At 52.3% G+C, this 13718-nt stretch carries 12 protein-coding genes and 1 rRNA gene; 1 reads left to right on the forward strand and 12 read right to left on the reverse strand.

Annotated features, from left to right (window positions below; all coding sequences use genetic code 11):
- Positions 1-7: 7 nt before the first annotated feature.
- From ACP4CD_RS15145 to ACP4CD_RS15195, 11 genes are all read right to left on the reverse strand, one after another.
- Positions 8-1541, reverse strand: a 16S ribosomal RNA gene (locus ACP4CD_RS15145).
- A 365-nt stretch (positions 1542-1906) separates the two neighbouring features.
- Positions 1907-2806, reverse strand: a complete 900-nt coding sequence (gene xerC / locus ACP4CD_RS15150) for a tyrosine recombinase XerC (protein WP_071158579.1) — start codon at positions 2804-2806, stop codon at positions 1907-1909.
- Positions 2807-2811: 5 nt separating this feature from the next.
- On the reverse strand, positions 2812-3492 hold the full coding sequence (locus ACP4CD_RS15155; protein WP_168033409.1) for a DUF484 family protein: 681 nt from the start codon (positions 3490-3492) through the stop codon (positions 2812-2814).
- Positions 3489-4319 carry a diaminopimelate epimerase gene (gene dapF, locus ACP4CD_RS15160; RefSeq protein WP_426991509.1) on the reverse strand — a complete coding sequence of 277 codons (831 nt, stop codon included), beginning with the start codon at positions 4317-4319 and terminating at the stop codon, positions 3489-3491. The genes ACP4CD_RS15155 and dapF overlap by 4 nt, the downstream gene beginning before the upstream one ends.
- 8 nt (positions 4320-4327) lie before the next feature.
- Positions 4328-5578, reverse strand: coding sequence for a diaminopimelate decarboxylase (lysA, locus tag ACP4CD_RS15165; protein WP_064024039.1), 1251 nt, complete (start codon positions 5576-5578; stop codon positions 4328-4330).
- 10 nt (positions 5579-5588) lie between these two features.
- Positions 5589-5705 carry an LPS translocon maturation chaperone LptM gene (gene lptM, locus ACP4CD_RS15170; RefSeq protein ID WP_139306267.1) on the reverse strand — a complete coding sequence of 39 codons (117 nt, stop codon included), beginning with the start codon at positions 5703-5705 and terminating at the stop codon, positions 5589-5591.
- Between the two features lie 111 nt (positions 5706-5816).
- The gene (gene pilQ, locus ACP4CD_RS15175; RefSeq protein ID WP_426991511.1) at positions 5817-8003 is read right to left on the reverse strand and encodes a type IV pilus secretin PilQ; all 2187 of its coding nucleotides are present in this window, start codon (positions 8001-8003) and stop codon (positions 5817-5819) included.
- Between the two features lie 64 nt (positions 8004-8067).
- Positions 8068-8628: a pilus assembly protein PilP gene (locus ACP4CD_RS15180; RefSeq protein ID WP_082885274.1), complete on the reverse strand. Its 561-nt coding sequence runs from the start codon at positions 8626-8628 to the stop codon at positions 8068-8070.
- Between the two features lie 2 nt (positions 8629-8630).
- Positions 8631-9242: a type 4a pilus biogenesis protein PilO gene (locus ACP4CD_RS15185; RefSeq protein ID WP_064024033.1), complete on the reverse strand. Its 612-nt coding sequence runs from the start codon at positions 9240-9242 to the stop codon at positions 8631-8633.
- Entirely contained in the window at positions 9239-9811 is a 573-nt protein-coding gene (locus ACP4CD_RS15190; protein ID WP_071158586.1) for a PilN domain-containing protein, read from the reverse strand. Before ACP4CD_RS15190 ends, ACP4CD_RS15185 begins: the two co-directional genes overlap by 4 nt.
- Positions 9811-10872 carry a pilus assembly protein PilM gene (locus ACP4CD_RS15195; protein WP_064024049.1) on the reverse strand — a complete coding sequence of 354 codons (1062 nt, stop codon included), beginning with the start codon at positions 10870-10872 and terminating at the stop codon, positions 9811-9813. The genes ACP4CD_RS15190 and ACP4CD_RS15195 overlap by 1 nt, the downstream gene beginning before the upstream one ends.
- 245 nt (positions 10873-11117) lie before the next feature.
- Between ACP4CD_RS15195 and ACP4CD_RS15200 the strand changes: the two genes are divergently transcribed.
- Complete coding sequence (locus tag ACP4CD_RS15200; RefSeq protein WP_426991512.1) at positions 11118-13418, forward strand: penicillin-binding protein 1A; 2301 nt, start codon at positions 11118-11120, stop codon at positions 13416-13418.
- Between the two features lie 93 nt (positions 13419-13511).
- On the opposite strand, the gene rpmE is transcribed toward ACP4CD_RS15200, so the two are convergent.
- Positions 13512-13712, reverse strand: a complete 201-nt coding sequence (gene rpmE / locus ACP4CD_RS15205) for a 50S ribosomal protein L31 (protein WP_082885273.1) — start codon at positions 13710-13712, stop codon at positions 13512-13514.
- Positions 13713-13718: the final 6 nt, after the last annotated feature.

Below are 13718 nucleotides of genomic sequence, written 5' to 3' on the forward strand. Positions count from 1 at the left end.
GTCTTTGTAAGGAGGTGATCCAGCCCCAGGTTCCCCTAGGGCTACCTTGTTACGACTTCACCCCAGTCATGAATCACAAAGTGGTAAGCGCCCTCCCGAAGGTTAAACTACCTACTTCTTTTGCAACCCACTCCCATGGTGTGACGGGCGGTGTGTACAAGGCCCGGGAACGTATTCACCGCGGCATTCTGATCCGCGATTACTAGCGATTCCGACTTCATGCAGTCGAGTTGCAGACTGCAATCCGGACTAGGATCGGCTTTTTGGGATTTGCTGGCTCTCGCGAGTTTGCTGCCCTCTGTACCGACCATTGTAGCACGTGTGTAGCCCTACCCATAAGGGCCATGATGACTTGACGTCGTCCCCACCTTCCTCCGGTTTATCACCGGCAGTCTCCCTAGAGTTCCCGACTTGACTCGCTGGCAACTAAGGATAAGGGTTGCGCTCGTTACGGGACTTAACCCAACATTTCACAACACGAGCTGACGACAGCCATGCAGCACCTGTCTCTCGGTTCCCGAAGGCACCAAGTCATCTCTGACAAGTTCCGAGGATGTCAAGGGTAGGTAAGGTTCTTCGCGTTGCATCGAATTAAACCACATGCTCCACCGCTTGTGCGGGCCCCCGTCAATTCATTTGAGTTTTAGCCTTGCGGCCGTACTCCCCAGGCGGTCAACTTAATACGTTAGCTCCACTACTAAGTTCTTTAAGAACCCAACAGTTAGTTGACATCGTTTACGGCGTGGACTACCAGGGTATCTAATCCTGTTTGCTACCCACGCTTTCGTACCTCAGCGTCAGTTTGAGTCCAGAGAGCCGCCTTCGCCACTGGTGTTCCTTCAGATCTCTACGCATTTCACCGCTACACCTGAAATTCCACTCTCCTCTACTCAACTCTAGTCTTCCAGTATCAAATGCAGTTCCCAGGTTAAGCCCAGGGCTTTCACATCTGACTTAAAAAACCGCCTACGCACGCTTTACGCCCAGTAATTCCGATTAACGCTTGCACCCTCCGTATTACCGCGGCTGCTGGCACGGAGTTAGCCGGTGCTTCTTGTATAGGTAATGTCAGTCTATCGGGTATTAACCGATAGGTATTCCTTCCTATTGAAAGTGCTTTACAACCCTCAGGCCTTCTTCACACACGCGGTATTGCTGGATCAGGCTTTCGCCCATTGTCCAATATTCCCCACTGCTGCCTCCCGTAGGAGTCTGGGCCGTGTCTCAGTCCCAGTGTGGCTGATCATCCTCTCAGACCAGCTACGGATCGTCGCCTTGGTAGGCCTTTACCCCACCAACTAGCTAATCCGACATAGGCTCATCTATTAGCGCCAGGCCCGAAGGTCCCCGGCTTTCATCCGTAGATCGTATGCGGTATTAGCGTGAGTTTCCCCACGTTATCCCCCACTAATAGGCAGATTCCTATGCATTACTCACCCGTCCGCCACTCATCCGGGTGCAAGCACCCTTCAGCGTTCGACTTGCATGTGTTAAGCATACCGCCAGCGTTCAATCTGAGCCATGATCAAACTCTTCAGTTTAATAATGCTTGATACTAAATAAGATTAGTATCCAATCTTGGCTCGACTACAGAACGTCGTTTCTTGCGAATTGACGTGGATTCTCTGCGCCGATAATTTCTAACAGAAACGTATCGCCACACATACCCACACAAATTATTTCGATTCATCTTGTTAAAGAGCCAGAGCATCTCGCCCTGTTGAGCCGACATATTCTACAGAACTTTCAGAAAGTGTCAACACTTTATTTTCGAAGCCAGAAACAAACAACTTCCGAAAAACCAGCCACCACAACACTACCGCAAGCCCGACAAATCCTGTCGCTCTTCGTTACCAACTCAGTCAGTAACGAAGAGCCGCTCATTATAGCCAGATACCATCATCTGTCAACTATTTTTCACTTTCCTAGCTCTTGGGTGCGCGTTGTCGTAGATGTCAGCCAAATAGCGAAAGTCCAAATGGGTATATATCTGTGTAGTTCCTAAATTGCTGTGTCCTAACAACTCTTGAACTGCGCGAATATCGTGACTGGCTTCCAACATATGACTAGCAAACGAATGCCTTAACATATGAGGATGCAAGCGCTCAGCAGCGCCCTGCTTCTTACCCCATCTATCTAACCGAGACTGAATACTTCGAGGGCTTAAACGATTACCTTTTAAACCCACAAAAAGGGACTGACACTCCGAAGACGGTCTATATTCCAGCCAATGCCTTACCGCCGATACGGCACGCGTTCCCATCGGCAGCAATCGTTGCCTGCCTCCCTTACCGAAACGCACCCTTAACATTCCGCTGTTTAAATCAAGATCGCGAACATCCAGCCCGACCAACTCACTCAGCCGCAGCCCCGATGAATAGAATAATTCAAACATTGCCAAGTCCCGAATCTCCAATATCGAATTCGGGTTGACGCTGAGCAAACCGCACATCTGATCAACATCCAGCACCTTCGGCATTTTTCGCTCACCCTTCGGCGCGCGAACCGACAAAGCAGGGTTTTGATCCAAGACTCCCGTCCTCACCAAGTACCGATAATATCCCCGAATGGCAGCCAATTCGCGTTGAATGGTCTTAGCGTCCAACCCGTCGCGGTGCCGACCGGCAATATAACGACGAACATCTGACGTTTTGACGCCGTATACTGGAATCTGCTTTTGGCCACAGTAACCTACAAACCGCGACAAATCTCGCTGATAGCTACTTAGCGTATTCGCTGCTAATCGCCTCTCAGAAGAGAGATAGTCAAGGTAGGCTTGTAAAACTGCCTCGCAGGACTCTTCCACGCAGCTTACTCCACACGCTGCATCAACGAGATTAGACGGGTACCTACAATCTCTCCCATTTGGGTTAAAAAAAGACTTCCCAGACTGTAATGGAAACGCCCTTCATCACGACTTCCGATAGCTAGCAATCCTTCCAGCTGGGTGTACATCATCGGAATAATTGCGCAGGACTTGACCTCTGGCGCTATATCCCCAAACAAGAATTTGGCCTGAGCCAGAGTCGGCCGACCGCACTTAGGCAGCTCTCCGGACATTTCGGCGGAAAACAGCTTTAACCCTTCGTCCCCCGGCGAAACAAACAATTGCCCGATGGGACTGTCGGCGTACTCTCGGATAATCTTGACCGCTACAAAGTCGGTCAAAAAGCACTCCGCTAGCACTTCGCTTAAATTCGCCACGACATCCTCCAGCGAATTCGCCTCCAACATCGCCAACGTTAATTCGTGCATACGCCCGAACGAAGCGTCGTTTTCCCTGGCGATTTCGATCAACGCGGTCAGCTGGTTTTCCTGCTCTTGGTGTTTAACGCGAAAAATCTCCAACTGCTTTGCGATCAACGAAACGGCATTTCCACTGGGATGCGGTATCTGCATTCTTTCCAGCAACGACAAATGGTGTTGAAAAAAATCGGGATGCGCTTGCAAATACGCCTCCACTTGCTGATCCGTTAATACTTCACCAGTCATAATTCAATTTGCCCCTCATATACTGAAACGGCAGGACCCGTCATATAAACGGAATGACCGCGACCTTGCCAAGCAATCTTTAACGATCCTCCCGGCAACTGCACGGAAACCACCCGTTCCAATGCCCCCCGCTCGATTCCCGCGACCACCGCCGCGCAAGCACCACTACCGCATGCCAAGGTTTCAGCGGCGCCTCGCTCATACACGCGGAGCTTAACACTCTGGCGATCCAATATCTTCATAAAGCCAACATTGACGCGCTCGGGAAACAGCGGATGGCTTTCCAGAACTTTCCCTAGAGCACTCACCGGAGCCGTTTCGATATCCTCAACACAAATGATCGCGTGAGGATTCCCCATAGACAGAGCGGAAAATGTTACCTGATCTCCATTGAGAAAGACGGTGTATACCAACGCTTCCTCCGGCATCAGCAACGGAATTTGCTTAGGCTCGAACCGCGGAACACCCATGTCCACGGTGATATCGCCATCCTCATTCGCGTTCAACACTAGCTGACCGGCGTCGGTATCGACGACGATAGAACGTTTCGAGGTTAAGCTTTGATCAAGCACGAAACGAGCGAAGCAACGCGCGCCGTTTCCGCATTGCGCGACTTCGCTACCATCGGCATTAAAAATCCGGTATTTGAAATCGGCATTTTCGCTAACAGTCGACTCGACCAACAATAACTGATCGCAACCAACGCCAAAATGCCGATCCGCGATAAAGCGAATTTGCCGCGCGTCCAGCCGTACCGACTGATTGATGGCATCGATAACTACAAAATCGTTACCCAGCCCCTGCATTTTGGTGAAGTGAATTCGCATGGGCGCTTCTAAGGCAATATTTGCTCACCGGCCCAGAGCATTTCGACGGGTTCCCGTTGCCGAATCAAATGACAACGATCGCCGTCGACCATGACCTCGGCGACCCTGGGACGGGAATTGTAATTCGAACTCATCGTGAAACCATACGCTCCCGACGACCGAACCGCCAGCAAGTCGCCTGGACTTAAACCCAATCGACGTTCCTTTCCGAGAAAGTCCCCGGTCTCGCAAACCGGACCGACAACATCCCAAACCCGCTCCCCGGCACCACCGCTCTCGGCGATTACCGGGATAATGTCTTGCCAAGCGCTATACAACGCCGGCCTGATCAGGTCGTTCATCGCTGCGTCGACGATCGCAAAATTTTTGTTCTCGGTCGGCTTTAAGTATTCGACCCGAGTCACCAGAATGCCGGCATTTCCGACGATTGCACGGCCCGGTTCGAGCATGATTTCGATGTTCCGATTGCCTAAGCGACTTAACACGGCGGAAATATATTCTCCCGGTTCCGGTGGCTGCTCGTTGCGGTAACAAATGCCCAAGCCACCGCCCAAATCCAGATGTTCAAGCACAATGCCGTCGCCAGCCAACTGATCGACCAATTCGAGCACTTTATCCAATGCATCCAAAAACGGCGCGGTTTCGGTCAATTGCGATCCAATATGGCAATCAACGCCGACCACCCGAATATGAGGCATCCGGGCCGCGCGGAGGTATTCATCCCGCGCCGAAGCAATATCAACACCGAATTTATTTTCCTTTAGTCCGGTGGAAATGTACGGGTGAGTTTTGGCATCCACATCCGGATTGACCCGGAACGACACTGGTGCAATTACACCCAACTCTCCCGCTAGCCGGTTAATCCGATCTAATTCACCACTAACCTCGACATTGAAACAGCGAATTCCAACCTTGAGCGCCGCGACTATCTCGTCTTCACGCTTGCCAACCCCGGAGAATACAATCTGGTCGGCACGTCCACCCGCCTCTAAAACACGCCGCATTTCACCTTGCGACACGATATCGAAGCCCGACCCCAATCTGGCCAGGAGATTGAGGACCGCCAGATTGGAGTTCGCTTTTACCGCATAGCAGATTAAATGCCGGCGCCCTTCCAAGGCCTGATCGAAAGCTAGCCAGTGGCGCTCCAATGTCGCTCGCGAGTAGATATAGCAAGGCGTTCCGTACTCGGCCGCAATTTGATCGACAGGCACGCCTTCGGCGTAGAGCGTACTCTGCCGATAATTAAAAAAATCCATGGATAGAGGCTTATTTGGGTACGTAGATAGGCGGCGGACTGTCCGGGTGGTACAAGGGGCCAGTCTGACCGCAGCCCTGCAACAACAACCACCCGAATACAGCAATTAAAAGCCGAAAGACAATCATAGGTTAGACATCAAAAGATCAACGTAGACCAATATAACATAGGCCGTCCGCAAATATTCACCTGCCATTGGCCATGCGGGCCCGCTCCCAAGCCTACGAAGCAGTCGCCGATTATTTGATCGTCAACGATTCCTTGACGACTTTAGGCGTAATAAACACTAGCAATTCCTTCTTGTTGTCGGTCTTGACGGTTTTCTTGAACATCCATCCAACCACCGGCAAATCGACCAACCAAGGCACGCTATTGTAGGAATCTTGAACCGTCGACTCGTAGATACCGCCAAGCACGACTGTCTCGCCGTCCTCAACTTGCACCTTGGTCTTCAACTGCCGGGTATCGATAGGCACGGTAGAATTGCCACCGGTTGCCAATGGCGTACCCGGTGAATCTTTTTTGATATCCAATTGCATAATGACGCTACCGCTAGGGGTGATTTGCGGCGTCACACTGAGCTCCAGAACCGCATCGACCAATTGCGTCACCGGACCGGTCGCCTGACTCTGAGTCTGATAGGGAATTTGCACCCCCTGTTTGATCGAGGCCAACACCCGATCGCTGGTCATCACCCGAGGATTCGATACCAGCTCACCCTTGCCATCGTCTTGCAACGCGCTAATTTCAAGATTCAGCATGTAATCCGCGCCGCGAGCCAGGGTCATCGCCAGAGAGCCTCCGCTGGAGGCCGCCAAAGCAGTACCCAAGTCGGACAGAATTTGCGAGTTTTCACTGGTCTCCGCACCGGATGCCGTAAATCCATATTGCTTGCCGCCACCCGCCGCGCCTTTGTTGGCGACTCCGAACTTAGTTCCCAAATTTTGCGCGAAACTAGTGTCGGCAATCACTATCCGGGATTCGATCAGCACTTGTCTAACCGGCACATCCAACAACTTAACCATTTTGTGAATGTCCTCCATCGCCTTCGCGGTATCCTTGACAATCAGCGTATTGGTTCTAGCATCGACGATAGCTGTACCGCGCGGCGACAATAGACGCATGCTGGTAGCGCCGCCTTGGCCGGCTCCGCCAGACTGAACGCCCGCTCCGCCACCTCCACCACCGCCGCAACCACCTCCGCCGCCACCGCCCCCTGCTGAACTGCCTGCCGCGCCGGATTGTCCGCCCTGCGAGCTATTGCCCACCCCCATCAGCACACCGCAAATCTCTCCAGCCTTCGCGTAATTGATTTGAATGTTTTCGGTCTTCAGAGGCTCGAGCTCTTCGAAGATTTTTTTGGAATCCAGCTCTTCCTGCTCGATTTTCATGATCTCCGCAACAGGAGCCACCATCACCACATTCCCGCTTTGACGTTTGGCCAAGCCCTTGGATTTCAGAATCAGCTCCAACGCTTGATCCCAAGGCACATCGTTTAAACGCAATGTCACGTTGCCGGCTACCGAGTCGGCGGCAATAATATTGAGTTCGGTGAAATCGGCCAGAATTTGCAATACGGACCTGACTTCAATGTCCTGAAAATTTAAAGACAACTTATTGCCGATATAAGGAAATTTTTCCTTTTGCTGCGCCTCTTTCTCGGCGGGCGTCAATGGCCGGAACTCGACCGTCAGCAGGTTGTCCGCTTGATAGGACGAATATTCGTAATTTTCATTATTCGGGGTAATCGTCAGCCTCACATTTTCGCCCTTGGGCAAGGCCTCGATCTTTTGCACCGGCGTGGCAAAATCGGAGACATCGAAATTCTTGGTCAATGTGTCGGGCAGCTTGGTGTTCAAAAAGTTGAGGACCACCTTACCGGCGTTCTGCTTGGTATCGACCACCGTGTTCGCGTTCGACAGGCCCAACAACAAGCGCCCCTCGCCATTGGGGCCGCGTCTAAAGTCGATGGTTTTTATCGTTTGTTCGGGCAAAAATTTGCTGACGACCGAATCCTTGGCTGTTTGCTTTAGCGGCGACACCTGACTGACCGACGCCACGGTGGCGGCCGACTTTAAGACCAAATAGAATTTGCCGGCTTCCGCCTTGATTTCATAAGGCACCTTCTCCAGCAGATTAACCACGACGCGCGTCCTTCCCGACGCCTCTACCGCGTAGACCGTACCCACCGCGCCTTGGTTGATTGGAAAGCTTTTCTTGGCCAAATTACTCTTGACCCCGGCAAAATCCAGCGCGATCCGATTCGGATTATCGGTTTCGAATATTTTCGGCGTCACAACCTCTCCGACCATATCCAATTGAATTTGCACCTGATTACCCGCTAACGTCGAAAACTCAAGATTGTTGATGGCGGCATCTTCGGCGTTCGCCAAGGACAAGGACAAGCTCAACAACAAGACCAGCAACAGCGGCCATAGGCCCCCGCGCCGGCGGATTGAGATTCTAAGGTGTTTCGTAATTTCGCCATGTTTATAACCCTTTGTCGCCAGCCAGCGCTAATGAAGTCGGTTGTTCGCGCCACGTACCCGGCTTATCCGGAACAATTTCCATCAATTCAATCTTATCTTCGACAATACGAATGATCTTGCCGTAATTCTGCCCCAGGTGATTACCCACCTGAACCCGATGTATCGTGCCGTCGCGAGCCCGGACTAACCCCCAAAATCCTTTGGGGTCGCGCAAGGTACCCACCATCCGCAAAGAATCCAGCGGATAGGCTTCCAACTCTTCCTTCCGCCGCTCGACATCGGGTTTGACGCCGGTAACTCCGGACACATCGATACTGTCTTCGCTGTCCTTACGCTCAATCGGCTGGAACGGATCACGCAGTCCATCCGGTTTGAAAATAAAGGATTCGACCACTTTGATTTCCGGCAGCGGCTCAATAGCCCCCTTGGGCCTGGCTTTGATTTCTTGAATGTATTTGTTCAAATCACTGAAGTCGTCGTTATCGCAGCCCGCCAGCATCAGTAGCGTCATGCCCGCTAAACAGGCGCCAGACCATTTCGGCCTTGCCGTCCGATTTCCCATCATCAGCCTCTCCGTCGTTTGGCGGGTTGCCCCTTACTAGCGCTCTCGCCTTCGTTGTAGGTCTTGATCGTCGCATTCATCGTCATCATGCCGTCCTTGCCGAGCGGCGTCATCACCACGTCATGAACGGTGACAATCCGGGGCAACGATGCCAATCCGCTGACAAACAACCCCAACTCCTCGTATTTGCCGACAACCTGTATCGCAATGGGAAGCTCGGAATAGAACTCGCGGTTAATCTCGCCGCTTGGTTGAAACAACTTGAACTCCAAACCACTAGCCAAACCGGTCTGCGAAATATCCACCAACAAACTGGCAACCTCCGCTTTGGTGGGCATTTGCTTGAGCATCTCGCCCAACGATGCTTCGATCTGATCCAGCTGATCCCGATAATCCTGCAAATTCGCAGCCTTTTTTTGCTTGGCTTCGAATGCGGTTTTCAGACTTTCTTCCTGCTTCTCAAGCGTATCGAGTTCTTCCAGTTGCGGTACCGTCAACAAATACACGCCGATACCGCCGGTGACCAACGCGATCAGCAGAATAGCAATCGCTTTTAACGGCGTTGGCCAAGTTCCAGCCGCGTTGACATCCCAATTGATTTCGGAAAGATTCATTTGCCCGCACCTCCCGCCGGCTTGTCGGTTTTTCGGCCTTGCTTTGCCGTCAACGTGAAGTCGTTCATTTGTCCGCCGGATTTGCCTTCACCTTTAATCACGGTGAGTACCGAGCTATTGATCCATTGCGAATTGTCGATAGCCCGCATATAGGCCGAGACCCTGGCGTTCGATTCCGCCTTGCCAACCAACGTCAAATCGCTGCCGGCCTGACTGAATTTACTCAGATTGATCCCTTCCGGCGTCGTCCTGGCCAGCTCGTCAAACAAATGCACCACTTCCGGCCGACTTTCTTGCAATTTTTGAATCACTTCGATTTTGGTCAACAGTTTGTTTTTCTTGTCTTCAATGTCCTTGATCTCTTGAATCCGCTTATCCAAAATCGCGATCTCGTTCTGCAACAAAGTATTGCGGCGGGTTTGGTATTCCTTCAATCCTTCGATATAGAGGTAAACCAAACCCAAAATAACGCACGCCGCCGCCACACCCGCGCCGATACCGGCGACGAACTCTTGCTGCTTCTTTTTCCTTAATTCTTCCCGCCAGGGCAGTAAATTGATTTTCGCCATCAGTCGAAGCTCCTCAGCGCCAAACCGCAAGCGATCATCATCGCCGGAGTATCGTTATTCAGGCTCTGCGGCTTAACCTTGTTGGACAGAGCCATGTTGATGAAGGGGTTGGCGATATAGGAAGCGATGCCCAAATCACGTTCCACCAATTTGTCCAAACCGGCTATCGAGGCGCAACCGCCGGCCAAGATCAACGCATCGACATCCCGGTTCGCGCTGGAGGACACAAAAAACTGTAACGATCTGGCAATTTGTTGCAGCATGGCTTTTTTGAAAGGTTCCAGCACATCGCTGACGTAGTTGTCCGGCAAGCCACCGTGCTTTTTCGCCAACCCCGCCTCTTCGTAAGACAAGCCGTAGCGACGCTGTATTTCCTCGGTTAACTGTTTGCCGCCAAAGCCTTGCTCCCGGGTATAGACGGTCTTGCCGTCATGCAGAATATTCAGCGAGGTCATCGTGGCGCCGATATCGGCAATCGCAACCGTCTTGTGTTCGACAGCCTCCGGCAATTGATCGGCCAACAATTTGAAAGCGTTTTCCATCGCAAAAGCCTCGACATCGACAACGACCGCCTTTAGCCCGGCGTAAGCCAAGGCCGCCACTCGGTCTTCGATATTTTCACGTCTGGACGCCGCTAACAACACATCGACCATTTGCGGGTTGGCCTTGGTAGCGCCCTGCACTTCGAAATCGAGATTAACCTCGTCCAAGGAATACGGAATGTACTGATCGGCCTCAACCATGATTTGCTCTTCCATTTCCGCCTCCGACAACGACGCCGGCATGGAAATGATTTTAGTCATCACCGACGAACCGGCCACCGCCACGCAAGCGTGCTTGGCGCGCGTTCCGGATTGCTTGACGGCGGTCTTGATCACACTGCCGATTTGCTCTACGTTAGTAATGTTCTTATCGACGATAGCGTCTTGCGGCAAAGGCGCCACCGCATAGCTCTCGACTTTGTAACGCGCGCCCACCCGGCTTAACTCCAACAATTTTACCGCCGCGGTGCTAATATCCACACCGAGCACAGCCGATTGACCACTGCTAAACCAGCTCATGAACAAACCCTTACCAAACATTGAAAGTCAATTCGGGAGCAGCGCCGCAACGCGCCACCCGTTTAAAGCCGAAGTATAGTTAGATTTTTTGATTTTCACACATTTATGACAGTAAGTTATAGAACATACTTTAAGTTGTTCCTAAGATCTTATACGCTGATATTTGCCGATTTCCGGTAAACTCCAAACGCCCCGCCGCCAGTGCCGTTAAAAAAGCCCCCAAACCGAAGTCATTGCTCAAAACCTTGTTCAAATGGCTGATGTTGGTCATCTTCACGTTCGTCGGCACCCTGGCGGTAGCCTGCTACTACTTCCTATTGGAGCTTGATAAAGAATTGCCGGACATATCCCTGCTCGATAACGTCCAATATCAAACACCAATCAGCATCTACAGCCGCGAGGGCTTGTTGATCGGCCAATTCGGCGAAAAGCGCCGCATCCCTATCGAAATCGCCGACGTCCCTCAACGCCAATTACAGGCGTTCATCGCCGCTGAAGACGACCGGTTTTACAAGCATGGCGGCGTGGATTTCAAAGGCTTGGCCAGGGCCGCGAATCGCTTGATTTCGACCGGACAAAAGCGTCAAGGCGGCAGTACGATTACGATGCAGGTCGCCAGAAACTTCCTGCTGAGTAATGAGAAGACTTACCTACGCAAGTTAAAGGAAATCATGCTGGCGCTAAAGATCGAACAGCGCTATTCAAAAGATCAGATACTCGAGCTGTATTTAAACAAAATTTACATGGGGCAACGCGCGTATGGCCTGGCGGCCGCGGCGCAAACCTACTACGGCAAGGAACTAAACCAGCTCACGCTAGCGCAACAGGCCATGATCGCCGGCCTTCCCAAGGCTCCGTCAATTTATAACCCGCTAACGAACCCGGAACGTGCGCTGCTGCGTCGCAATTACGTACTCAGACGGATGCTGGAACTTGGGTATATCGGCCAGCGCGCCTACGATGCGGCGCTAAGTACCAGCGATGACGCCGCCCAGCAACCGTCAGGCATCGCAATGCAGGCCCCCTACGCCGCGGAAATGGCTAGACAGGAAATCATGGCCAAATACGGTGAAGATGCCTACACGCAAGGATTGAAAATTTACACGACTATCACTCAAGAATTTCAGCTTGCCGCTGATCGCGCCCTGCAAGCGACGCTACATGAGTACGAAGAACGTCACGGCTACCGGAATGCTCCTCATATAAATGGCCAGAGCGACGGCGACACCCTGTTCGGCGACGCGCATCGAGCCATCGTTACCGGTCTGACTGACAGCGGCGTTGCGGCCAAGCTCCACGATGGCACCAATATCGAACTGGCTTGGGAATCTGTGAATTGGGCCAAGGCATCGGCAAAAACTGCACGGGAAAGCCGCGACATTATTAAAACCAACGACTTGATCTGGGTCAGACAACTCGAAAACCAAAGCTGGGCGTTGACCCAAATCCCCACCGTGGAAGGCGCGTTCGTAGCCTTGAACCCCGATGACGGCGCGATTTTGGCCCTGGCCGGCGGCTTCGATTTTTACCACAGCAAGTATAACCGGGCGACCCAATCCAAACGACAACCCGGCTCGGGCTTCAAGCCCATCATCTACACGGCCGCGCTGGAAAAAGGTTACACCCCGGCCAGTATCATCAACGACGCTCCCATCGTCATAGAAGACCCCTCTCAGGAAAACGACTGGCGCCCTGAAAACTACAATCGCCGGTATTTGGGGCCAACCTCATTGCGAATGGCGCTAAGGGAATCGATCAATCTGGTTTCGATACGCTTGTTGCAAGAAGTCGGCATCCCTCACGCTATCGATACCGCCCAACGCTTCGGATTCGACAAGGACCAACTGCCGACCACGTTTTCGCTCGCGCTGGGTAGCGGCTCGGCGTCACCGCTAAAGATGGCGGCCGCCTATTCAGTGTTCGCCAACGGCGGGTTTTCGATTCAACCTTACTTAATCGAACGCATCGAAGATCGCGAGAATCGACTGATATACTCCGCGAAACCGGCGACGGCCTGCCAGGACTGCGCGACGACCGGCGAAATCCGGCCGAACATGGCCACGCGAGTTATTTCCGAGAAAACCAATTTTTTGATGAACAGCCTGCTACGCGACGTGGTACAGCGCGGCACCGCCACTCAAGCCAAGCAACTGAACCGGGCAGATTTAGCGGGTAAGACCGGCACAACCAACGCGCAACGAGACGCTTGGTTTAATGGCTTTGCGACCGGCATCGTTGCCTCCGCATGGATTGGATTCGATAACTCCGCGCCGCTTGGACACGGCGAAACCGGCGGCAAAGCGGCACTGCCGATGTGGATAAAATTCATGAAAGCGATACAGCACCATTTTCCGGAAAAACCGCTAACGGTACCGGAAGGCATCGTCCAAGCCTACATCAATCCTTCGGACGGCTTACTGTTACCGCAAGACCAAAAAGGCGGGATTTGGGAATATTTCGCGAAGGAGACCGCGCCAACCGCGATGTCCACACCCAAGCTTGAACCTGAGTTTGAGGACTTCACCCCGGAAGAATCGCTGTTTTAACTGAAAGAGAGCGGCGGAAAACCCAGCCAAACATTAGCGAACCGTCGGCAAGCGTACAAATAACGCTTACCGAGGCTCGAGGGACACAACAAATTACTTACCGAATTTTTTACGGAACTTATCTACCCGGCCGGAAGTATCAACGACACGTTGTTTGCCGGTGTAAAAAGGGTGGCAAGACGAACAGACCTCGATATGCAGGTCATTACCCAAAACCGAACCGGTTTCGAACGTATTGCCGCAACCGCAGGTCACTGTAATCTGTTTATATTGAGGATGGATTTCTGGTTTCATAGCGCT

This window comes from Methylomonas stagni (assembly GCF_050154735.1).
Taxonomy (GTDB): domain Bacteria; phylum Pseudomonadota; class Gammaproteobacteria; order Methylococcales; family Methylomonadaceae; genus Methylomonas; species Methylomonas koyamae_A.